General features: G+C 64.3%; 19 protein-coding genes and 1 pseudogene. 12 read left to right on the top strand and 8 right to left on the bottom strand.

Translation table 11 applies throughout. From position 1 onward, the window contains the following. Window positions 1–1,082: 1,082 nt before the first annotated feature. Window positions 1,083–1,349, bottom strand: coding sequence for a 30S ribosomal protein S20 (rpsT, locus tag AC1DW2_RS33260; RefSeq protein ID WP_028151115.1), 267 nt, complete (start codon window positions 1,347–1,349; stop codon window positions 1,083–1,085). Between the two features lie 398 nt (window positions 1,350–1,747). Between rpsT and AC1DW2_RS33255 the strand changes: the two genes are divergently transcribed. From AC1DW2_RS33255 to AC1DW2_RS33245, 3 genes are all read left to right on the top strand, one after another. Continuing rightward, entirely contained in the window at window positions 1,748–2,065 is a 318-nt protein-coding gene (locus tag AC1DW2_RS33255; protein ID WP_007616084.1) for a hypothetical protein, read from the top strand. 168 nt (window positions 2,066–2,233) lie between these two features. Then, complete coding sequence (msrA, locus tag AC1DW2_RS33250; protein ID WP_063980097.1) at window positions 2,234–2,890, top strand: peptide-methionine (S)-S-oxide reductase MsrA; 657 nt, start codon at window positions 2,234–2,236, stop codon at window positions 2,888–2,890. Between the two features lie 210 nt (window positions 2,891–3,100). Next, on the top strand, window positions 3,101–3,847 hold the full coding sequence (locus tag AC1DW2_RS33245) for a polysaccharide biosynthesis/export family protein (RefSeq protein ID WP_028151117.1): 747 nt from the start codon (window positions 3,101–3,103) through the stop codon (window positions 3,845–3,847). A gap of 1 nt (window position 3,848) precedes the next feature. Here AC1DW2_RS33245 and AC1DW2_RS33240 read toward each other — a convergent pair whose 3' ends face one another. The 4 genes from AC1DW2_RS33240 to AC1DW2_RS33225 all read right to left on the bottom strand — a co-directional run bounded on the left by AC1DW2_RS33240 (window position 3,849) and on the right by AC1DW2_RS33225 (window position 6,521). Then, on the bottom strand, window positions 3,849–4,328 hold the full coding sequence (locus tag AC1DW2_RS33240; RefSeq protein WP_441497862.1) for a hypothetical protein: 480 nt from the start codon (window positions 4,326–4,328) through the stop codon (window positions 3,849–3,851). A gap of 225 nt (window positions 4,329–4,553) precedes the next feature. After that, entirely contained in the window at window positions 4,554–5,225 is a 672-nt protein-coding gene (locus tag AC1DW2_RS33235; protein ID WP_477008052.1) for a dienelactone hydrolase family protein, read from the bottom strand. 171 nt (window positions 5,226–5,396) lie between these two features. Further along, a complete protein-coding gene (locus AC1DW2_RS33230) occupies window positions 5,397–5,732 on the bottom strand; it encodes a hypothetical protein (RefSeq protein WP_441497864.1) in 336 nt (111 codons plus the stop codon). Window positions 5,733–5,756: 24 nt separating this feature from the next. Next, a complete protein-coding gene (locus AC1DW2_RS33225) occupies window positions 5,757–6,521 on the bottom strand; it encodes an alpha/beta fold hydrolase (RefSeq protein ID WP_441497865.1) in 765 nt (254 codons plus the stop codon). Window positions 6,522–7,010: 489 nt separating this feature from the next. Between AC1DW2_RS33225 and AC1DW2_RS33220 the strand changes: the two genes are divergently transcribed. The 3 genes from AC1DW2_RS33220 (at window position 7,011) to AC1DW2_RS33210 (ending at window position 11,264) form a co-directional block, all read left to right on the top strand. Then, window positions 7,011–7,502 (top strand): (2Fe-2S)-binding protein, encoded by a 492-nt coding sequence (locus AC1DW2_RS33220; protein ID WP_014491023.1) that lies wholly within the window; start codon window positions 7,011–7,013, stop codon window positions 7,500–7,502. Continuing rightward, window positions 7,499–9,781 carry a xanthine dehydrogenase family protein molybdopterin-binding subunit gene (locus AC1DW2_RS33215; RefSeq protein WP_477008051.1) on the top strand — a complete coding sequence of 761 codons (2,283 nt, stop codon included), beginning with the start codon at window positions 7,499–7,501 and terminating at the stop codon, window positions 9,779–9,781. Before AC1DW2_RS33220 ends, AC1DW2_RS33215 begins: the two co-directional genes overlap by 4 nt. A 388-nt stretch (window positions 9,782–10,169) precedes the next feature. Next, window positions 10,170–11,264 carry an HD-GYP domain-containing protein gene (locus AC1DW2_RS33210; protein ID WP_166066153.1) on the top strand — a complete coding sequence of 365 codons (1,095 nt, stop codon included), beginning with the start codon at window positions 10,170–10,172 and terminating at the stop codon, window positions 11,262–11,264. A 165-nt stretch (window positions 11,265–11,429) separates the two neighbouring features. On the opposite strand, the gene AC1DW2_RS33205 is transcribed toward AC1DW2_RS33210, so the two are convergent. Further along, complete coding sequence (locus AC1DW2_RS33205; protein ID WP_441497867.1) at window positions 11,430–13,010, bottom strand: AMP-binding protein; 1,581 nt, start codon at window positions 13,008–13,010, stop codon at window positions 11,430–11,432. Window positions 13,011–13,238: 228 nt separating this feature from the next. Further along, window positions 13,239–13,658 (bottom strand): VOC family protein, encoded by a 420-nt coding sequence (locus AC1DW2_RS33200; RefSeq protein WP_441497868.1) that lies wholly within the window; start codon window positions 13,656–13,658, stop codon window positions 13,239–13,241. A 121-nt stretch (window positions 13,659–13,779) separates the two neighbouring features. On the opposite strand from AC1DW2_RS33200, the gene AC1DW2_RS33195 reads away from it, so the two are divergent. The 6 genes and pseudogenes from AC1DW2_RS33195 (at window position 13,780) to AC1DW2_RS33170 (ending at window position 17,232) form a co-directional block, all read left to right on the top strand. Then, window positions 13,780–14,754, top strand: a complete 975-nt coding sequence (locus AC1DW2_RS33195; protein WP_071908968.1) for a Bug family tripartite tricarboxylate transporter substrate binding protein — start codon at window positions 13,780–13,782, stop codon at window positions 14,752–14,754. 149 nt (window positions 14,755–14,903) lie between these two features. Next, window positions 14,904–15,182, top strand: a complete 279-nt coding sequence (locus AC1DW2_RS33190) for a DUF3551 domain-containing protein (protein WP_247305812.1) — start codon at window positions 14,904–14,906, stop codon at window positions 15,180–15,182. A gap of 84 nt (window positions 15,183–15,266) precedes the next feature. Beyond that, window positions 15,267–15,560 (top strand): DUF3551 domain-containing protein, encoded by a 294-nt coding sequence (locus AC1DW2_RS33185; protein WP_321576601.1) that lies wholly within the window; start codon window positions 15,267–15,269, stop codon window positions 15,558–15,560. A 100-nt stretch (window positions 15,561–15,660) separates the two neighbouring features. Beyond that, a complete protein-coding gene (locus tag AC1DW2_RS33180; RefSeq protein WP_477008050.1) occupies window positions 15,661–16,137 on the top strand; it encodes an ArsR/SmtB family transcription factor in 477 nt (158 codons plus the stop codon). 11 nt (window positions 16,138–16,148) lie between these two features. Further along, a pseudogene (locus AC1DW2_RS33175) lies at window positions 16,149–16,481 on the top strand (SRPBCC family protein); the annotation flags it as partial. 16 nt (window positions 16,482–16,497) lie between these two features. Beyond that, complete coding sequence (locus tag AC1DW2_RS33170; protein ID WP_441497869.1) at window positions 16,498–17,232, top strand: DUF899 domain-containing protein; 735 nt, start codon at window positions 16,498–16,500, stop codon at window positions 17,230–17,232. A 217-nt stretch (window positions 17,233–17,449) separates the two neighbouring features. Here AC1DW2_RS33170 and AC1DW2_RS33165 read toward each other — a convergent pair whose 3' ends face one another. Continuing rightward, on the bottom strand, window positions 17,450–18,694 hold the full coding sequence (locus tag AC1DW2_RS33165; RefSeq protein WP_477008049.1) for a S1C family serine protease: 1,245 nt from the start codon (window positions 18,692–18,694) through the stop codon (window positions 17,450–17,452). Window positions 18,695–18,843 lie beyond the last annotated feature (149 nt).

Here is an 18,843-nt window from a genome sequence, read left to right as displayed (position 1 = left end):
GGGGTCGCGAGGTCAGCGCGTACTCGGCGCTCCGTCACACGCGGGAGGCTGGAGGTTGGGCTGATCTAAACCGGCATCGTTGGAATAGGTGGCTTGTTTCAATACCGCGTTGAGTCCGTAAGACATGATACCCTCCCCGTCCTGCCGTGATTGCTCACGGCAAGGTCCTGCGTGTCCTGAAGACAACTGCGACTGAAGTCGCCGATGTCCCGCCCGTCTGCACTGTTCGTCCGCTCGGCTACGCCATCACGTGTGTCGCGGTAGTTTCATGACATCTCTCGTTTGCGTCTGGCGCGAGCGGGATCGAAGATCCCACTTGGAGACATTCAGACAAAGAGCTACCGTTCCCATATTGCTATGGGTTTTGAACCGACAATCGCTTGTTGAAGCGTCGCCTACGTGCACACCGCCGCCGATTTGCACGCTCGCCCCGTTTCTAAAACCGCGCTGGTCTTGAGATCGTGGGCGCTGCGGACGACTTAAGGAATACACTATGCGGAAAGACTCGCAACGAAATTGATTCACACTTGAGGCGACTAAAAACTTGACCAGCGTTAACGGCGCGCGGGAGTTGTGCACAGGCTTGCGAGCAAGAGTTTGAATCCGTGCACAGATTCGAAGGCGCCGCGCGTCATGTGACAAATCTCCGCCACCGCCAAAAATTTTTTACAAAAGCGTCACGCGCACGCCTTGCGGGCAATTTTTCCAAATGCTTGTCGGCGCTATGTCGATAAGTGATTATTGAGACACCGCTTTTTGAGTCTCGTTTCGCAGGGTAACTCCATCGCGAACCGGTTCCGGGAAAACTACGGTGTGCAGAACTCTCGCGCGCGCGGATTCAACTTAAGCCCGCCCCGCAGGGATTTTTCGCAGCGCAGTGAAAGTTTCCGCTGTTGCAAAAACATCCGCCAGTGAAATTACGGGCGCAGCGCAGCGAAGACGACACGAGTCTTCCAACGGAAGAGTAGTCGCCCAACGACCGCAAGCGTGAATTGTGACAGGCAACAAAAAGCCCGGCGCGAGCCGGGCTGATTGACGAGCGCGATGTCGATCCGATYAGTCGATCGGATGACTCGACGAGCTTACTTCGCGAGCTTGGCGATCTGCGCGGTGAGCCGGGAGACTTTGCGGCTCGCGTTGTTCTTGTGAACGATGTTGCGCTGCGCGGCCTGCATCAGCGCGGGCTCGGCGCTCGCCATCGCCTTCAGCGCGGCGGCGCGGTCGCCGGTCGCGATGGCTTCCTCGACGGTACGCACGGCACCGCGCATCTGGGTGCGGCGCGACTTGTTGACGGCGGTGCGGCGGGCGATCTTGCGCGTCGCTTTCTTGGCGGAAGTGGTATTGGCCATGGTCTCAATATCCTTTGCGGTACCGGTCGCGTCTTGGTCGGGTAGCGCCGGCTGCTTGACCGCTTAATCGACGCTCGGATTTAGGGTGTTCGGTTGCTGGGCTGTTCCCGGAACATGAGCGACGGCCTTGCGGTCGTCTCTGAGGCTCCAAGCCATTAAAGCTCATGGAGCCTGCAACTGCTCAAAGAACAGCGGCGGCAGGATTGCGCCCACCGCCAGTTGGCGCCCTTATAGAGGGGGTCTGCGGCACCGTCAACGCTTTCCGGGGCTGGAAAACGGGCCTTGGGCGCTCTAGCGCGCGCCGTAACGCCCTGAAGAGGTTGAATTTCTGCCGTCGCCCGGCTATTGGCTGGCGGCATTGCAGAGGTCGTCCGATCGGACGACCATATAGGTGAGGCATGATCCGCGGCTTTTTCCGACTGATTGGGCTGTTGCTGCTGGCCGGCGGGTTCATCTTCATGGTCTATGACGGCGCCCGCTGGGTGGCCGACCAGACCCTGCGGTTCACCCGGTTCGGCCAGTTCTGGAACGACATCAACCAGGCCAGCCAGACGGCGTTCCGGACCTGGGTCGAGGCCAAGGCGCCCTGGCTCTGGACCTCGGTGATCCGCCTCGTGCTGGATCAGCCGGTTTTCGCCGTGCTCGGCATTTTGGGCATCCTGCTGATGATCCTGTTCCGCCCGCGGAAGCCGCTGATCGGTTATTCCCGGGATTGATCTTTCAATTCCCGCCGAGACTGAACTTCGCGTTGACGGCAGCCGTAACAGAGCTGCCCCCTCCTGCGTAGATACCTATATTCCCACCTTGATCGCGAGCGCGCCGCCTGAGCCCTTGGCTTCTTGCATTGGCTCAAGCGACGGACAGCTCGTCTCGGAGAGCCAATCATGCTGTTCATGCGCAAGACCACCGCATTGCCGAGCGCCACGGAGGCGCTGCCGGGCCGTGCGCAAGCCATTCCCACCGCGACCACCCATTTCGTCAACGGCGCGAAGTTGCAGCCGCCCTATCCCGCGGGCCTCGAGCAGGCCGTGTTCGGGCTCGGCTGCTTCTGGGGCGCCGAGCGCAAATTCTGGCAGCTCGGCGACGGTGTTTACGCGACCGCTGTCGGCTATGCCGGCGGCCACACGCCGAACCCGACCTATGAGGAGACCTGTTCGGGACGCACCGGCCACACCGAAGTGGTGCTGGTCGTGTTCGATCCGAAGAAAATCTCTTACGAGAAACTCCTGAAGACGTTCTGGGAGAGCCACAACCCGACGCAGGGCATGCGCCAGGGCAACGATGTCGGCACGCAGTACCGAAGCGCGATCTACACTTACTCTGATGCGCAGAAGAAAGCGGCCGATGAATCGAAGGCGCTCTATCAGAAGGCGCTTGCTGCAAAAGGTCTCGGCGCCATCACCACCGAGATCGCGCCCGCCGGCGCGTTCTATTTCGCCGAGGACTACCATCAGCAATATCTGGCGAAGAACCCCGCCGGCTATTGCGGCCTCGGTGGCACCGGCGTGTCCTGCCCGATCGGCGTGGGCGTGAGCGCGTAAGTTCGCCACGAACAACTCGTCATGGCCGGGCTTGTCCCGGCCATCCACGATCTTCGTGCGGCACCAAGAACGTGGATGCCCGGGACAAGCCCSGGCATGACGGAGTGTGCGGTGTCATCGCATCCGCATTGCCGCGCTGCCCCCCTCAACGCTTTGTTAACCATAACCAGTGCAAGACTGGGGCCGTCTCGTTTCGAGGGATTAGGTCCGGTGCCGGTTGCACGCGCGTTTCGATGGTCGATCTTGACAGCCTCCTTGGCAGCGTCCGCCGCGCTTGCCCTCGGCGGCTGCATGCAGACCGCCGGTCCCGTCGCGGTCATGCAGCCCCGTGCCGATCTCGACTCCATGGCCTATGGTCAGCCCTATGGCGCACCACAGCCGGTCGTCGTCGCCGACGGTGGCGGCGCCATCGGCGCGTTGCGCAATTCCTTTGCCTCGTCGCCTGCACCCATGCCGGTCGGCTACGCCGCGCCGATGGCGGCGCCAGTGCGCTACGACTCCTCCTATCATCTCGATGCAGGCGACAGGCTGCGCGTCGTGGTCTACGGCCAGGAAGGCCTCACCAACAGCTACGCCATCGATGCCGGCGGTTCGATCACCATGCCGCTGATCGGCGGGGTGCCGGCCCGCGGCCGCACCCCGGCGGGTCTCGCCGGTGAAATCGCCGCGCGCCTCCGCAACGGTTACATCCGCGAGCCCTCGGTCGCGGTCGAGATCGAAGCCTACCGCCCGTTCTTCATCCTCGGCGAAGTCACCGCACCCGGCCAATATCCTTATGTGCCGAACATGACGGTCGAAAGCGCGGTCGCGATCGCCGGCGGCTTCTCGCCCCGCGCCAAGCGCGACGTGGTCACCGTCACGCACACCGAAGCCGGCGGCGCGATGCGCGCCATCGTCCCGCTCGGCACTCCCTTGAGCCCCGGCGACACCGTGTTCGTCGGCGAGCGCTGGTTCTAGCTCACCGCCTGAAATCCAGCCGCCCGTTCGGAAAGCATCCGTCGATGCGCGTGCCATCGACCACGTGCCCGACCCATGGCCGCGTGATCGCAGGCGTAGTCAGGTTGATGTACTTTCCAGCCAGGCGCGCGCCCTCGCGCGCAGCATCGATCAGGCCGTGCCGGCGGCCATGGTCCCAGTCGAAACGCAGATAGATCCGGCTCCCCGCGACGCGGACTTCGGCGTGCCCCTCTTTCCATCTGTCCGGCGTATCGCCCGCAATGGTCGGATCGGCGCCGCCATTCCATCTGCTAGCCCAGATGCCCTCGAGCGGATCGGAGAGGGCGGCAATGGATGTCCATGCCGCCGCGTTGATGTCGGCCGCATCGCCGGCCAGCGTGGCGGTCGCCGCGTAGTCCATGACTTCAGAATCGTCCGGGCCCGGGACGTCCATGGTTCCGAACGGATTGCGAATGACGAGGTGCGTGATGGCTTGCTGCATGGTGATCTCCCGGCGCGAGTTGGCTTGATCGGCCAGCTCTATCGCCGGGCGCCGTGATGCAGCCACCCGATTCCTGCTTTGAGGCCAGGCGCACGCACTCGCTCTGTCATTCCGGGGCGCGACGAAGTCGCGAGCCCGGAATCCATAACCCCAGTTCGTGGTTATGGATTCCGGGCCTGCGCCTTGCGGCGCATCCCGGAATGACAGCGGAGAGAGCCGCGCGCGCTATTTCAAATGCTTCGCGAAAAACGCCAGGCTGCGCGGCCAGGCGACATCCGAGCTCGCCTTGTCGTAGCTCGGCCGCTCGTCGCAATGGAAGCCGTGCTGGGCGCCTGGATAAATGAAGACCTCCACATCCGGTCGCTTCGCCTTGACGGTCTCGACGTCGGTCAGGGGAATGCCGGCGTCCTTCTCGCCGAAATGCAGTTGTGTCGGCACCTTCGGTTTCTCGTCGGCGAAGCGCACCACGGCGCCGCCGTAGTAGCCGATCGCGGCCTTCAGGCCCGACAGCCGCGTCGCCGCGACAAAGGCGACGCTGCCGCCCAGGCAAAATCCGATGATGCCGACCGGCCCGACGCTCTTCACCGCGTCGATCGCGGCCTGGGTGTCGCGCAGCATCGCGTCCCAGTCGGGACTGGCGACGAACTTGCGCGCCTCGGCGATCTCGTCGGGCGTGTAGCCCGACTGGAAGTTCGGCGAGGTCCGGTCGAAGATCGACGGCGCAATCGCGACATAGCCTTCCCCGGCGATACGGTCGCAGACCGAGCGGATGTGGTGATTGACCCCAAAGATCTCCTGGATCACCACCACCGCGCCCTTCGGGGCGCCTGAGGGATCGGCGCGATAGGCGCCGAGCTGGAAATTGTCGGAAGCCGTCAGCTTGATGTCTTGTCCCACGCGGGTTGTCCTTCTTGGTTACTACGAACTCTAATCTCTCCCCTCATCCTGAGGAGCGCGTCAGCGCGTCTCGAAGGATGGAGGCCGAGAAGCAGCAGCGGGGGCCTTCATCCTTCGAGACGCTTGCTCCGCAAGCTCCTCAGGATGAGGGGAGGCGGCTGTGCGTCGCTCTCACTCCCACATCCAGTTCTCGCCGTAGTCTTCCTTCCATCCCGCCAGCCGTCCGTGACGGAACTGCAGGAACAGGCGATGGCGGTAGGGGATCAGACCGCTGCCGCCGAGGTTGCGAAGCGCGAGATAGATCTCGTTGCCGGGCCGTCCGCGCACATATTGCAGCGGCTGCCCCAGTGCCCGCGCGGTCTGCTCGGCATCCATGCCGAAGGCGAGCGGCGTGTTGTTCGACAAGGTCGCAACGAAGGGCCGGCGCGGCGGCGTGCCGCCGAACGGCTCAGCCTGCACAGACATCGATAGCAGCACCGCGCTCGCAGCCAGTATCGCTTGCTTCATTGCCAGTGTCCCTGTCCGACCGTCCTATCCCGGCAAGTTCTTCAGGAAAGGCGTCACCGCGTCAATAAAAGCCTTGGGCTGATCGATGTTGACGGCGTGACCGGCGGCGGGGATCACGACCTTTTGTGCGCCGGGGATTTTTGCGGCCATGTAGTCGGACGCCGCGAGGAACGGCGCGTCGTCGGCGCCGACCACGACGAGCGACGGCACCTTGATGTCGGGGAGCAGCTCGATCACGCGGGCGTCGCGCTGGGTCAGCATGCCGCGTGCGGCGAGCGCCAATCCCCTGGCGTTGCGATGGCTCGCGGTGGCGCGCTCGCGTGTCGCCGACTTCAGCATGTCGAGACCTTCATGGTCGAGCTTGTCGGCGGTCGCAAGCGCCCGTGCATTCCAGGCCTCGCGCGCGTCGTCCTTCTTGAAGCCGGGGCCGGTGTCGATGATCAGCAGGGCACGGGTGCGTTGCGGATAAGCGCGATAGAACGCGAGCGACATGTAGCCGCCGAGCGAGAGCCCGCCGATGATGGCGCGCCCGGCGCCGACCGCATCGAGGATCGCGGCCATGTCGCCGACGGTGAGCGCTTCGCTATAGGCATGAGGATCGTCGGGATAGTCGGACTGGCCGTGGCCGCGCATGTCCCACAGGACGAGCTTGTGGTCCTTCGCGAGCGCGTCGACTTGGCCATGCCACATCGCCGAGGTCGAGGAATAGCCGTGGGTGAGCAGCAGCGGCGGACCGTCGCCGTGAACTTCGTAGTAGATCCCGACACCGTCCCGATCGATTTTTGGCATTGCTTCCGCCCTTGTTGTTCTATCTAGCCACGATGACGGTGCACCCTCGCCCCTTGTGGGAGAGGGTGGCTCGCCGCGTAAGCGGCGAGACGGGTGAGGGGTATCTCTCCGCACGCGAAACTGCCCATCGAGTTCGCGGACAGATACCCCTCATCCGGCGCTTCGCGCCACCTTCTCCCACAAGGGGAGAAGGGGCATCCGCGTCGGCGGTTACATTCTAGCCGGTCAAGTTACCTGGAAGAAACTGCCTGAACGCGATGGCACGCATGCCTGATGCATTCTCTGTTGCGTCCAGTCGCTGCATCGGGTGCCGTTGTCGCAACGCACAACACTGAGCTGCCGCGATAGTTTCGATCGATTCCAAATTGCATTTGCCTCTGGCTGCGAACCCGATCATTCTTGCGATCAAGGTGGGCGCCAGCCCGGTGGGCGTCCATTGTTCAAGTTGCCGCCGTAAGCGGCTTCATGCACCGGCAGGGGAAGACGCCTATGCCAACTCTCACCATCAACGGGCGGAGTCTGTCCGTGGATGCGGCGAACGACACGCCGCTCCTCTGGGCGATCCGCGAGCAATTGCAGATGACCGGCACCAAGTTCGGCTGCGGTGCCGGGCTGTGCGGTGCCTGCACCGTGCACGTCAACGGCGAAGCCGTGCGCTCGTGCCAGACCATGGTCGGCGATGTCGCCGGCAAGAAGATCACCACCATCGAAGGCCTTTCCGCCAAGGGTGATCATCCGCTGCAGAAGGCGTGGATCGCCGAGCAGGTGCCGCAATGCGGCTACTGCCAGTCCGGGCAGATCATGCAGGCGGCCTCGCTGCTGGCCAAGAATGCCAATCCGACCAAGGAGGAGGTCGTGGCGCATATGGACGGCAATCTCTGCCGTTGCATGACCTATTCGCGGATCCAGAAGGCGATCATGCGCGCCGCTACCGAGATGCGCACCGCATCCGTCTCCGGCAACGAACGGAGGCCCACATGAATAAGCACGTGAACACCGTCACACCCGAGGCGACCGATCTCAGCCGCCGCTCCTTCCTGGTCGGCACGGCCGCGACCGGCCTCGTGCTCGGCTATGCCGGCGTGCCCGGCATCGGTGAGGCGCTCGCTGCGCCTTCGAACTTCGAGCCGAGCGTCTGGTATGCGATCGCGCCCGATGGCCTGGTCACCGTGACCTGCGGCAAGGCCGACATGGGCCAGCACATCGCCTCCACCATGGCGCAGATTGTCTGCGAGGAGCTGGGCGCGAAGTGGAGCGATATGCGCGTCGCGCTTGCCTCCAACGATCCGAAGTTCAACGACCCCGTGCTGGGTGCGCAGATCACCGGCGGCAGCTGGTCGACCATGATGAACTTCGACGCGATGAGCCGGGCCGGCGCAGCCGGACGGACGGCATTGACGGAAGGCGCGGCGGCCGCGATGGGCGTGCCGGCGTCGGAGCTCGTGGTGCGCGATTCCGTGATCTCGCATCCGAAGTCGAAGAAGCAGATGTCGTTCGCCGATGTCGTGAAGAGCGGCAAGGCGACCAAGACCTTCACGCCGGACGAGCTGAAGGCGATCAAGCTGAAGACGCCGGATCAGTACACCATGATCGGCGTGTCGGTGCCGCAGCTCGACATCCCCTCCAAGACCAACGGCACGGCCAAGTACGGCATCGACGTGATGCTGCCGGGCATGGCCTATGGCGCGGTGGTGACGCCGCCGGTGCGCTTCGGCGCCACCGTGAAGTCGGTCGACGACTCGGCTGCGAAGAAGGTGCCGGGCTTCATCAAGGCCATCACCCTCGACGACAAGACCGGCACGACATCGGGCTGGGTCGTCGCGGTCGCCAGCACCTATGCCAACGCCAAGAAAGCGGCCGCGGCGCTGAAGATCGCCTATGACGGCGGTCCGAACGCGAAGGTCTCGAGCGAGTCGCTGCTCGACGAAGCCAAGCGGCTTCAGAAGCTCGAGGATTCCGGCCAGTTCTTCGTCAAGGACGGCGATCCCAACGCGGCGTTCGGCTCGGCCGCAAAGGTGCTGGAGGCGGAGTACACCACCAGCATCAACATCCACGCGCCGATGGAGCCGATGAACGCCACGGCGGAGTTCAAGGGCGACATCCTGCACATCTATTCCGGCAACCAGTTCGCGACGCGCTCCGGCGCGATTGCAGCAGGCGCCGCCGGGATCGATCCGAAGTTCGTGGTGATGCACCAGATGTGGCTCGGCGGCGGTTTTGGCCGCAGGCTCGATGCCGACATGATGGTGCCGGCGGTGCAGGCGGCGAAGGCCATCGGCAAGCCGGTGAAGGTGATCTATACGCGCGAGAACGACATGACGATGGATTTCTCGCGTCCGCTCACCTACCAGAAGGTCAAGGCCGGCGTGGATAGCGACGGCAAGCTCACAGTGCTCAGCCACGACGTCGTCTCGGCCTGGCCGACCGCGCGCTGGGGCATCCCCGACTTCCTGACGCCCTCGGTCGACAAGAAGGGCCCGCTCGATTCCTTCACGGTGAACGGGGCCGACTTCTTCTACACGGTGCCCAACCATTATGTGCGCGCGATCAAGAACGAGCTCGCGCACAATGCGACGCCGTCCGGGCAGCTTCGCTCGGTGGCGCCCGGCTGGACGTTCTGGGCAGTCGAAAGCATGATCGACGAGATCGCAGCTGCGACCGGCAAGGACCCGGCGCAGTTCCGCATCGCGCTGCTCGACGGCAAGGGCAAGAACGACGGCGGCGCGCAGCGGCTGCGCAACACGCTGCTCGCCGCGATGGGGCTGTCCGGCTACGGTACCAAGCAATTGCCGAAAGGCGAGGGCATGGGCGTCGCCTGCGTCTCCTCGCAGGAGCGCGCGACCGCGAGCTGGACGGCGTGCGTCGCCCATGTCGCGGTGGCGCCGTCGGGCGAGGTGACCGTGAAGAAGCTCACGGTCGCAACCGACGTCGGCACGCAGGTGCATCCCGACAACATCCGTGCCCAGGTCGAGGGCGCGGCGCTGTGGGGCCTGTCGCTGGCGATGTACGAGAAGGCGACGCTCAAGGACGGTGGCATCGAGCAGACCAACTTCGACAGCTACACGCCCTTGCGCATGAGCCAGATGCCCGAGGTCGCCGTCGCCGTGATCGCCAACGGCGAAAAGGCCACCGGCGTCGGCGAGCCCGCTGTGACGGTCATTGCCCCGGCAATCGGCAACGCCATCTTCAACGCCTCAGGCGCCCGCATCCGGGCCCTGCCGATCACGGCCGAGGCCGTGAAGGGGGCGATGAAGGCGTGAGGCGAGGCGCAATTGCCAAGTAAGCTGATCCGCCGGAGGGCAACTTCCGGCGGATTTGTTTTGGGATCCTGTGCATCCCACATTCACCGTCATGCCCGGGCTTGTCCCGGGCATCCACGTTCTTCGTGCCGCGGGCCAAGGCCGTGGATGGCCGGGACAAGCCCGGCCATGACGAAGTTGGGTGCTTGAAATATCCCTTTGCCATCAAGGCCGGTTCTACTGTGCATGGGGTTGTTTTCGCCGTTTTGACTGGAAGCAGGGCGGGGACCCAAAATCCCTAAAATTGCACCCAATTCCGGAGGGTTCCGTTGAGCACGCCTCTTAAGGGCCGGAGAACCTGATCCGGCTTAGGCTGACGCCAAATATACTCCCGTGCTCTGGGGAAGCCATGAACGCGCCAGCCAAATCCGCCGCCAAACGCCGGCTCTTGCTCGCTTCCGACCGGAGCGACGAGAGCACCGAGCTTGCCAGCATCCTGAAGGCCGTGGGCGACGTTTCGACGGTGACGACGCAGGATATTCCCGAGCAGCCGTCGCGCGATCTGTCCGGTCTCGTGGTCGACATCAATCTGCGCTCGCCTGAGAGCGTGCAGCGGGTGCGCAACAAGCTGCGCGGCGATGCCTATCGCACGATGCCGCGGCTGTTCGTGCTCGCCGATGCCCTGCATCACGGCACCATGCAGGCCTGGGCACTGGGCGCCACCGACACGATCTCGCGGCCGCTTCAGCCCGATGCAATTCTTCAGCGCATCCGCGCCGCGTTCCCCGACACCGCCACTTACGACGCAACCGATCGCGGCAAGACGCTCAATCGCGGCGTCGAGGCGGCGCATGCGGTGCTGAGGAAGATGTTCGAGAAGCTGCCGCTCGGCGTGCCCCTGACCTTCGACGACGTCATCGCCGCCGAGAGCAAGATCCTGAAGGCGATCAAGCATTCATCGCTGCGCGAATGGCTCACCACCGTCGGCTGCCATCATGTCGGCAGCTACCGCCACTGCCTGTTCGTCACCGGCTTCGCCGTCGCCTTTGCGCAGCATCTCGGCATGCGCGAGGACGACCAGCGTCGCCTGACCCGCGCCGCGCTGTTGCACGACGTCGGCAAGGCCTTCGTTCCCTCCGTGCTGCTCGACAAGCCGGGCAAGCTCACCGACGAGGAGATGGCCGAGGTCCGCCAGCATCCGCGCCGCGGCTATGACGCGCTCGCGGAGCAGGGCGGCTTCCCGCCGGAGATGCTCGACGTCGTGCTGCATCACCACGAATTCCTCGACGGCTCTGGCTATCCGAACGGCCTGTCGTCGAACCAGATCAGCGACATCGTGCGGGTCACGACGATCGTCGACATCTACGCGGCACTGGTGGAGAAGCGCGCCTACCGCATGCCCTTCACCCACTCGCGCGCCTTCACGATGATGGAAGGCATGGGCGGCAAGCTGGATCAGCAACTGCTGCAGGCGTTCCGGCCGGTGGCGCTGGGATCGTTCTGAGCACGATGCCGTAGGGTGGGCAAAGGCGCGCCCCTCGCGCGCCGTGCCCACCATGTATCCTCATTCGCTGCATGAATGGTGGGCACGCTTCCGCCTTCGCTCTTCGAGCTACGGCGGACAAGCCGCTTTGCCCACCCTACGAGAGTCGTCGTTTGGCGCGGCCGCTCACCCCACCATCTTCCGCAACTCCGCCTTCGCCACCTTCTCCAGCGTCGAGCGCGGCATGTCGTCGACCAGCCTGATTTCGCGCGGCACCTTGAAATCCGCGAGTCCCGCGCCGCAGGCCGCCATCACGCGATCATGCAGATCAGGCGCAGCGCCCGCGACGCCGCCGTGCGGGATGATGAAGACAACAGGCACCTCGTCCAGCATCGGGTGCTTCTTCGCCACCACCGCGGCCTCGCGCACGCCTGCTACCACCGCGATCACCTGCTCGATCTCGGAGGCCGCGACGTTCTCGCCACCGACCTTCAGCATGTCCTTGGCGCGGTCGCCGAACCTGATGAAGCCGTTCTCCAGCCGCTCGACGCGGTCGCCGGTGAGAAAGAAGCCGTGCTCGTCGAAGCTTTCGCGCGTCGCCTTTTCATTGTGCAGATACTCGGCGAACAGCGACAGCCCAGGGATGCCCTTGATCGCGAGATTGCCGGTGTCGCCGACCTCGGTCGGCCGTCCGTCATCGTCGGTGATGCGGATCTGATATTCGGGCGCGGCGCGCCCGATCGACATCGGGATGTTGGGCTGGTCAACCTCGCCGACGATGCCGTGGGTGATGGTCTCGGTCATGCCCCACCAGCCGATCATCTTGACGCCGAACGCAGCAAACGCCGGCGGCTCGTTGATCGCGGTGCCCCACAGGCGAAATTTGTGGTCTTTCGGGATCTCCTGCTCGAGCAGCGCCTTCATGCAGAACGGGATCGTCGAGGTCCAGGTCGAGCCGTGCTCGCGCGCGACGCCCCAGAAGCGGCTCGCAGAGAACCGCGGCTGGATCACGCAGGTGGCGCCGACCCACAGCGTTGCCAGCATCGAATAGGCCAGCGCATTGGTGTGGAACAGCGGCAGATAGGTCTGGTGCACGTCGCTGGCGTGAAGGTCCTCATGCGCGGCGTTGATCTTGGCGCCCCACAGCGCGTTGGCGTGGGTCCATAGCACCGCCTTCGGGCGCGAGGTCGTGCCTGACGTGTACTGCACGCTGCACGGCGCGAACGGGTCGGTCGCGCGAAGCGGCCGGTCAGCGCTATCGGCGAACAGTGCATCGAAACTGTCGCCGCGCGAGGCCGCTCGCGCGGGCGCCGCGCCCGCATCGTGCGAGGTCACCGCCAGCCAGCGGATGTTGCGGCAGCTTTGCGCGACGAGCTCGGCATAGGCCGGCTGCGTGATCGCGGCGACCGCGCCGCAATGATCGGCGAAATATTCCATCTCCGCCGGTGCCGAGCGGGTGTTGGTGGTCACCGCGATGGCGCCCAGTTCGACGCAGGCGAACCAGGCCAGCAGCGCCTCGATGCAATTGTCGAGATGAATGAGCACATATTCGCCCGGCTTCACGCCGCGCCTCGCCAGCCCCGCCGCGAGCGCGCCGACGCGCTCGTGAAACTCGCCATAGCTCCAGCGCCGCGCCGGCGCGCCGAACGGCGCCCAGATCAGGAACGCATGATCGCGTCGCACTTCTGCGCGCAGCTTCAGCAGCCAGGGCACGTCGAGCCCGTCGAACGGTCCTACGAGTCCGGCTGCGGTCTGTTGGATAGGCATGAATCCTCCCCGTGCAGCCTGCATCTTGATGGCGGCTGCCTTTTGATTATTGCGTCTTCCTGCCATCGGATGGCGCGGGGAGCAAATCGGGGGAGGTGTAGCGCCCGCTCTCTCCATTGTCATTGCGAGCGCAGCGAAGCAATCCAGACTGTCTCCGCCGGGGGCAGTCTGGATTGCTTCGTCGCAAGGGCTCCTCGCAATGACGGCGCTTGGACCGGCAGCGCGGCCCTATCGACCACCGTCCTCGTACGACGAAATCTCGATCAGACTGCCATCGGGATCCCGGCAATAGACCGAGCGTAGCGTGCCGCGGGCGCCCTGCTTGGGAACCGGGCCTTCCTCGATCGCGACGCCTTGTGCCGTCAAATGCGCCACCACCTCGTCGGGCGCGGCAGAGGTGAGGAAACACAGATCCTCGCTGCCGGCGGTCTGATGGTCCGCGGTGAACCACTCCACCTTGTCGGCATCGCGCGGCCGGACATTGATCTTCTGGTTACCGAATTGCAACGAAGTCCGCGGCGCTTTGCCGCCGCCGGGGTCGAACACCTTGACTTCCATGCCGAGAATCCTGCGGTACCACTCGGCGGTCACTGCGACGTCGGCGACGTTGATGACGAGATGATCGAGGGCTTCGACCTTGACCGGCACGCCTTATCCTTTCGTCGTGATGCGCCGGGCGCACTTTCCGCCTGCGGCAAGCTTTGTTACAACCGCGTCGACTTTGAAGCCATCTGGCTTTCAAGAACAACACGTTGGGAGAACCCTTGAGATGATCACTCGCCGTACCGCGCTGGGCCTGCTCGCAGCCAGTCCGCTTGCAGCCACCCCGCTGTCGAAGGCCCTTGCCGCCGACTATCCGGCCCGGCCCGTGAAATGGGTGGTCGGCTATCCGCCGGGCGGAGCCACCGACATCCTGGCGCGGCTGATCGGTCAGCGGCTGTCGGAACGGCTCGGCCAGCAATTCGTCATCGAGAACAAGCCGGGCGCCGGCAACAATATCGGCACCGAATCGGTCGTCAATGCCGAGCCCGACGGCTACACGCTGCAACTGGTCAATCCGGCCAACTTCATCAACGCTTCGCTCTACACCAACCTCAAATTCAACTTCGTGCGCGATATCGCGCCGGTCGCCTCGTTCCAGCGGGTGCCGAACGTGATGACCGTCAACAAGGACGTTCCGGCCAAGAACGTCGCCGAGTTCATCGAATATGTGAAGGCCAATCCCGGCAAGGTGAACATGGCTTCGTCCGGCAACGGCACCTCGGTGCATCTGTCCGGCGAGATGTTCATGGCGCTGACCGGCTGCAAGATGCAGCACGTGCCCTATCGCGGCGCGGCGCCGGCGATCACCGACATGCTCGGCGGCCAGGTGCAGGTGATCTTCGACAACATGCCCTCGATCATCCAGCACATCCGCTCCGGCTCGCTTCGCGCGATCGGCGTCACCACCACGGAGCGCTCGCCGCAGCTGCCCGACGTGCAGGCGATCGCCGAGACCGTGAAGGACTACGAGGCCAGCGCGCTGTTCGGCATGGGCGCGCCGAAGAACACGCCCAAGGAGATCATCGCCAAGCTCAACAATGAGATCAATACGCTCATGAAGGAGCCCGACATGACCAAGCGACTGGTCGAACTCGGCGGCGAGCCGCGGGTGCAGACGCCGGAGGCGTTCGGCGAGGAGATCAAGGCCGAGACCGAGAAGTGGAAGAAGGTCGTCGAGTTCGCCGGCCTGAAGGTCGAGTAGCGATCTTGTGATCCCTGAGATTGGAGCCCTGCCGCCTGGCAGGGCTTTTTTCTTGCGTACTTCGTTCCGTTGATCTGGAATAAAACGGCGCGGCGAAACCTGATGATACATGGCGCGTATCTCGCCCTGTGAAGAGAGGAGTCTGGATCATGCGCAAGACGCAATTGGCGCTGCTGACGCTGGGCGCGACGGTCCTTGCCGGCTTCGTCACCGTCACGCCCGCGGCGGCCCGCGACTATCCCTGGTGCGCCCAGGGCGGCGAGTATGACTATCCCGGCGAATGTGCCTACAGCACCTATGAGCAATGCCAGGCCAGCGTCTCCGGCCGCTTGCTGTACTGCGGGCCCAATCCGCTTGTGGCCTATGGCCAGGCGCCGCAGCCGCAACCTCGGCCGCACCGTCGCGCGCGGCCCGTCGCACCGTACTAGCCGCGCGCATTGCGCAGCCGCGTATTTTTGCGCGATCGCTCCGGAATAAACCGGCTCCGCGAGCCTTTCACTCTGTGAGGTCGGATGTCGCGCGGCGAACATGGGAGGTCGGTCATGGGCAAGGCGCAATTTGTGCTGGGCACCATAGTCCTTGTGTGGCTCGCTGGCGGGAGCCCGGCGCGCGCGGACTATGATTACGCGTGGTGCATTCAGAACTCGGAATACGGCTATCCCGGCGACTGCTCCTATCAGACCCGCGAGCAGTGTCAGATGAGCGCGTCGGGCCGCAAGGGATATTGCGCGCAAAATCCTGCCCAGGTGGCCGTACGGCCTCCGCTTCAGCCGTCACTACGCGGTCGGTACGTTCGTCCGTACTAGTCGCGCCTCACACTGAGCACTGCCTGATCACGCAGTCGTGCAGATCCGGACGCGCGGGTTCCTGCTTGACGCCTTCTCGTTCACGTTTATACTAAACCAAATGGTTAAGTATAGAGGCGAGACGCTCGACCGGACCTTTGCGGCGCTGTCCGATCCGACGCGGCGTGCCCTTCTCGCGCGGCTCGGCGAGCGGGACGGCCTGTCGGTGAGCGAGCTGGCCGCGCCGTTTCCGGTCTCGCTGCCGGCGATCATGAAGCATCTCGACGTGCTCACGGATGCGGGCCTGATCGTGCGGGAGAAGACCGGACGCACGGTGTCCTGCCGGCTCACCGCGCAGCCGATGGAGCAGGCGATGAACTGGCTCAATCGCTACGCGCAGTTCTGGTCCGAGAAGTTCGACCGCCTCGCCACCTTCGTGGAGGACAAGACATGGCCAACGCAGCCGTCAACGCCGATCCCCGCACAGCCGAACGTCCAAGCGAGCGTCCAAACGAACGTCCAAGCCTCACGCTCACGCGCCGGCTCCGCGCACGGCCGGAGAAAGTCTACGCCGCCTGGACGCAAGCCGCGCAGCTAGTCCAGTGGTTCGGGCCGCCGAACATGAAGCCGGCGACGCTGGACGCCGAGCTCGATGTACGTACCGGTGGCCGCTACCGCATCAGCTTCACCGGTGACGACGGCGAATATTTCGAGGCCGGCGGCATCTATCGCGAGGTCGTGCCGAACGAGCGGCTGGTGTTCACCTGGGCCTGGCATTCGACGCCGGAGCGCGAATCGCTGGTGACGATCACGCTGAAGCCGGATAGCGCCGGCACGCTGATGATCTTCCATCACGCCCAGTTCTTCGACGAAACCGCACGCGACAATCACCAGCGCGGCTGGAGCTCGTGCCTCGACAAGCTCGACGCCTTCGTCGCCTGACACCAAGGAGGATACCGTGCAGCAACATCAGATCGTCTCGCGCGAGCAATGGATCGCGGCCCGCAAGGCCCACCTGGCGCATGAGAAGGAGCTCAGCCAGGCCCGGGAGCGCCTCGCCGAGCAGCGCCGCGCGCTGCCCTGGGTGAAGGTCGACAAGAACTACGTGTTCGACGGACCGAACGGCAAGGTGACGCTCGGCGATCTCTTCGGGGGCCGCCCGCAACTCGTGGTGCAGCATGTGATGTTCGCACCCGACTGGGAGGCCGCGTGCAAGAGCTGCTCGTTCTGGGCCGACGGTCTCGATCGCATGGTGCCGCACCTCGCCGCGCGCGACACCTCCACGGTTGCGATCTCACTGGCACCTAGCGCCAAGCTCGAGGCCTTCAAGAAGCGGATGGGCTGGACCTTCGACTGGGTCTCGTCAGGGAGCAACGACTTCAACTACGACTACGAGGTCTCGTTCACGCGCGAGCAGATCGACAAGGGCGTGTCGAAATACAATTTCGGCACCACGCCGTTCTACGGTCCGGAGCTGCCCGGTATCAGCGTGTTCTACCGCAACGAGGCCGGCGAGATCTTCCATACCTATTCATGCTTCGCCCGCGGTCTCGACATGATGAACGCGGCCTATCAATATCTCGACCTCACCCCGCTCGGTCGTCACGAGGACGGCCTGCCCTATCCGATGGACTGGGTCCGCCTGCGCGACCAGTACGAGCCGCAGGCGAAGGGAGCGTGCTGCCACGGGTGAGACGGCGGGTGCCCTGTGCCCACACCAACGGTGTCATCGCCCGGCTTGACCGGGCGATCCAGTACTCCGAGACGGTCGTGTCGAATCTAGAAGCCGCGGCGTACTGGATGCCCCGCTCGCCGCCGACGCTGAAGCTTCGGCGCCCCTAGACTGAAGCCCCGGCAAAGCCTTGGCGTAGCCGGGTCGCGGGGCATGACAGCGGAGGCTGAAGCGCAGTCTACCGCTTGGCGTCGGCCTGCCCCGTGCCGTTGCACGAGATCAGCATCGTGTACGGCCGCGCGTTGCCGGCGATGTCGGTGGTCTTGAGCTCGCCCTTCGGTTCGGCGGTCTGGTAGGGCACCACGGAATTGTCGAGGAAGTCGCGCAGCATGCCGGTCTTGATGGCGAAGTTGATGTTCTCCGGAATGTTGCCGGTCGCAGCGACGATGCGCAGTGCGGGGATCTTTGCGGTGACCACGCCCACGATCTGACCGGTGGTGTCGAACAGCGGGCCGCCGCTATTGCCGGGCTGCACCGGCGCGCTGATTTGCAGGAAACGCGTGTCGTTGCGCATGCCGCTGAGCGAGCTCGCGATACCGGTCGTCACGGTGAAGTCCGACGTGAGCAAGCCATGGAAGGGAAAGCCGATTACGATGACGGAATCGCCGGAGCGGATCGAGCGATCGCGGATCCGCGCAAAGTCCTTGAATGTCGTCGTCGACGGCGCCTGCAACAAAGCGAGATCGTTGTTGACGTCGCTCGACACGACGCGCAGCACCATCGCGGCCTCACCGGTGAGGTTGCCCTTGATGTCGCCGACACAGCCGTCGATCACATGGTTGTTGGTGACGACGTGGCCGTTCGCACTGACCACGAAGCCGGTGCCGGTCTTGGCCCTGGCAACTTTGCCGCCGGCCGGCGGCGCCTGCTTGTCCGGCGCAGGCTGCGGCTTGGCGGCGACCTTGGTGAAGTCGCCGGCCTTGTCGAGCCCGTCGGCTTTCACCTTGGTCACGCAATTGGCCAATGCGGCGATCACCGGCCCGGTCGAGGTCAGATCGAAATTCAGAACGGCGCGGCCGGCTGTCGCCACCATCAGGCTCGCCTTCTGAAACGTGCGCACAACATTGACCGGCATGATGGCCGTGAGCATGTTGGGCTGGTACGCCGTGGCGAACAGCCTGGCTTGCTCCTGCCCGTCAAAGGTCACGTCGATCGCGGCGTTCTCGCCCTTGTTGAAGCGGTAGCTGGGACTCGCAAAGGCGAGTGACCATGTGCCGGCTGCATTTTGGCTCACGACGAGGATGACGCCGTTCGCATAAGGCGTCGTCGCGGCGCAATGGGAGAAAGCGCCCGTCTCGTCATTGCTGAAGGCGCCGCCGATCCAGTTGCCGACATTGACGCTGCCGAATGGTCCTTTCGCATGGGCAGCTCCGACGACACTCGCCTGCAAAAGCGATGCAACGACAAACGACTTAAGCCACATACCATCCCCCCATAATGCTTTTCGATCCATCTTATCCGCGGGAGGATACGCAGTGCAATCGGCAGTTGTTTGTCCGGACAGGACCTCCTCGCCGGGCTTGCCTTTACTTTGCGGTGCTATATACTTTGCAATACAAAGTAGCGGGGCGG

Source organism: Bradyrhizobium sp. P3_C3 (assembly GCF_056402655.1).
Note: the sequence above shows the minus strand (reverse complement) of the source record. Positions and strands in the feature narration are given on the sequence as shown.

Bases quoted from the DNA above. Each gene is read 5' to 3' on its own strand.
- AC1DW2_RS33165 (WP_477008049.1), bottom strand. From the start codon at position 18,694: ATGTGGCTTAAGTCGTTTGTCGTTGCATCGCTTTTGCAGGCGAGTGTC.
- AC1DW2_RS33190 (WP_247305812.1), top strand. From the start codon at position 14,904: ATGCGCAAGACGCAATTGGCGCTGCTGACGCTGGGCGCGACGGTCCTT.
- AC1DW2_RS33255 (WP_007616084.1), top strand. From the start codon at position 1,748: ATGATCCGCGGCTTTTTCCGACTGATTGGGCTGTTGCTGCTGGCCGGC.
- AC1DW2_RS33230 (WP_441497864.1), bottom strand. From the start codon at position 5,732: ATGAAGCAAGCGATACTGGCTGCGAGCGCGGTGCTGCTATCGATGTCT.
- AC1DW2_RS33220 (WP_014491023.1), top strand. From the start codon at position 7,011: ATGCCAACTCTCACCATCAACGGGCGGAGTCTGTCCGTGGATGCGGCG.
- AC1DW2_RS33185 (WP_321576601.1), top strand. From the start codon at position 15,267: ATGTCGCGCGGCGAACATGGGAGGTCGGTCATGGGCAAGGCGCAATTT.
- msrA (WP_063980097.1), top strand. From the start codon at position 2,234: ATGCTGTTCATGCGCAAGACCACCGCATTGCCGAGCGCCACGGAGGCG.
- AC1DW2_RS33180 (WP_477008050.1), top strand. From the start codon at position 15,661: ATGGTTAAGTATAGAGGCGAGACGCTCGACCGGACCTTTGCGGCGCTG.
- rpsT (WP_028151115.1), bottom strand. From the start codon at position 1,349: ATGGCCAATACCACTTCCGCCAAGAAAGCGACGCGCAAGATCGCCCGC.
- AC1DW2_RS33215 (WP_477008051.1), top strand. From the start codon at position 7,499: ATGAATAAGCACGTGAACACCGTCACACCCGAGGCGACCGATCTCAGC.
- AC1DW2_RS33240 (WP_441497862.1), bottom strand. From the start codon at position 4,328: ATGCAGCAAGCCATCACGCACCTCGTCATTCGCAATCCGTTCGGAACC.
- AC1DW2_RS33210 (WP_166066153.1), top strand. From the start codon at position 10,170: ATGAACGCGCCAGCCAAATCCGCCGCCAAACGCCGGCTCTTGCTCGCT.
- AC1DW2_RS33225 (WP_441497865.1), bottom strand. From the start codon at position 6,521: ATGCCAAAAATCGATCGGGACGGTGTCGGGATCTACTACGAAGTTCAC.
- AC1DW2_RS33205 (WP_441497867.1), bottom strand. From the start codon at position 13,010: ATGCCTATCCAACAGACCGCAGCCGGACTCGTAGGACCGTTCGACGGG.
- AC1DW2_RS33195 (WP_071908968.1), top strand. From the start codon at position 13,780: ATGATCACTCGCCGTACCGCGCTGGGCCTGCTCGCAGCCAGTCCGCTT.